Origin of the sequence: Pseudomonas sp. P1.8, assembly GCF_001269805.1 — a bacterium.
In the GTDB taxonomy this organism is placed as follows: domain Bacteria; phylum Pseudomonadota; class Gammaproteobacteria; order Pseudomonadales; family Pseudomonadaceae; genus Aquipseudomonas.
Map to the genome: position 1 here is coordinate 1 of NZ_LHVM01000043.1, position 1,453 is coordinate 1,453.

2 protein-coding genes and 1 pseudogene are annotated in these 1,453 nt (G+C 57.2%); all 3 read right to left on the reverse strand.

Annotated features, from left to right (window positions below; genetic code table 11):
• A partial coding sequence (locus AD668_RS28365; protein WP_256220812.1) for a hypothetical protein occupies nt 1–735 on the reverse strand: 735 nt, incomplete at its 3' end.
• Complete coding sequence (locus AD668_RS28370; protein ID WP_053164506.1) at nt 732–986, reverse strand: hypothetical protein; 255 nt, start codon at nt 984–986, stop codon at nt 732–734. The genes AD668_RS28370 and AD668_RS28365, both read right to left, overlap by 4 nt.
• Nucleotides 983–1,453, reverse strand: a pseudogene (locus AD668_RS28375) (hypothetical protein); the annotation flags it as partial. The pseudogene AD668_RS28375 and the gene AD668_RS28370, both read right to left, overlap by 4 nt.

Here is a 1,453-nt window from a genome sequence, read left to right on the forward strand (position 1 = left end):
TTCCCAGGCTGCCAGATGTTGTCTGATGCCATTCAAGTAGTCACAGAAAACACCCCAGAAAACATTCCTTCCACGCAGTCTCTCTCGCTCCCCTTCAAAATCATTGGTTAACGGGAGAACTTGCAGCCCGATCTCCATGTAGCTGCGCATGCACTCCCACAACGCCATCGCCGTGGTGCCGCCGCCGCAGTTGAAGCCCAGCGAAAAGTGCTTGTTGTCTTCCTCGGCGTGGGGATCCGGATTCTCGAAGCCGATGACCAGCAAACCCATCGTGTTGCGGCCAGCCTGGCTGACGGAAGAGTGCTGAGTGGCGGCGGCGGTCACGCTTTCCCAGGGGACGAGCCAGTATTCGCCGTTATCGCGTGGGACGCAGACTTCGCGGCGTTGGCGGTTGAAGCGTATGGGTAAGGGGACTTCGCGGAAGAGGCCTTGGATCACAAACAGCGCTGGGATGCCAGTGATCACGCCTCCTCCAACAAGAGTAAATGTACTAAGTTCAGGCGAGATATTTCTCAATCCATAAGCCAGAGATAAAAACAACATCACTCCTGGCCACAGCACCATCACCGCTGAACCAATGCTGTAATTGCCGATGTCGAGAAACACCTCGTTCTTGCGCCAGATGATGTTGAGCACATCACACGGCTTTTCTCCGGTAGGGATGGGCAGCGGCGCCAAATAATCATTGCGCGACAACAGCCGTTTTTTTGTGGTGCCTGCCTCGGGCGTGCTCATGGTTTGTCCCTGGGTTGCAGGTAAGAGGCACCGGGATGATCTTCGCCGAGCCGGTAGCGCGGGACACGATCCAGCTCAGGCGTCGGGTCGTTCCGCAGCGCAATCACGCCGCTGCTGTCGTTCAGGGTAAAGGCCAGCACGGATTCGCCGCCGATGAAGGTCTGGGCGCCAAGCATGGCGAGGAGTGGCGTGCGATAGCGCAACCGCAGGGAAACGCTGCTGGGCAACCGGCCTTGAGGATTCGTCGTCAAGCCAGCTCTCGCTCTTGCTGGGTAGCGAGTTCAGCCTCGCGTTTGGCGATGGCGGCTTCGAGTTCCGGGGAGCGTTTGGCCCATTGTTCCGGGGGGAGTGGTTTGGACCATTCAATGATGTCGGGATAAGGCAGATCAGGCGGATGTGAAAGCTTCAAATTCTGAACTTTCTCCGCCAGGTACGTCCCCAAAATCGTAATGCAGAATATCCCCCATAAAACACCTATGAGGTCCCCCTTGCGCAGGTCAGAAATGATCGAACCGATTTGCGTTTCTTCGTAGGGTGCAATTCCTACTCGGCTATCAGGTACAGCCTCCGACCCTACTTCCATGTAGCTGCGCATGCACTCCCACAACGCCATCGCCGTGGTGCCGCCGCCGCAGTTGAAGCCCAGCGAAAAGTGCTTGTTGTCTTCCTCGGCGTGGGGATCGGGATTCTCGAAGCCGATGACCAGCAAGCCCATCGT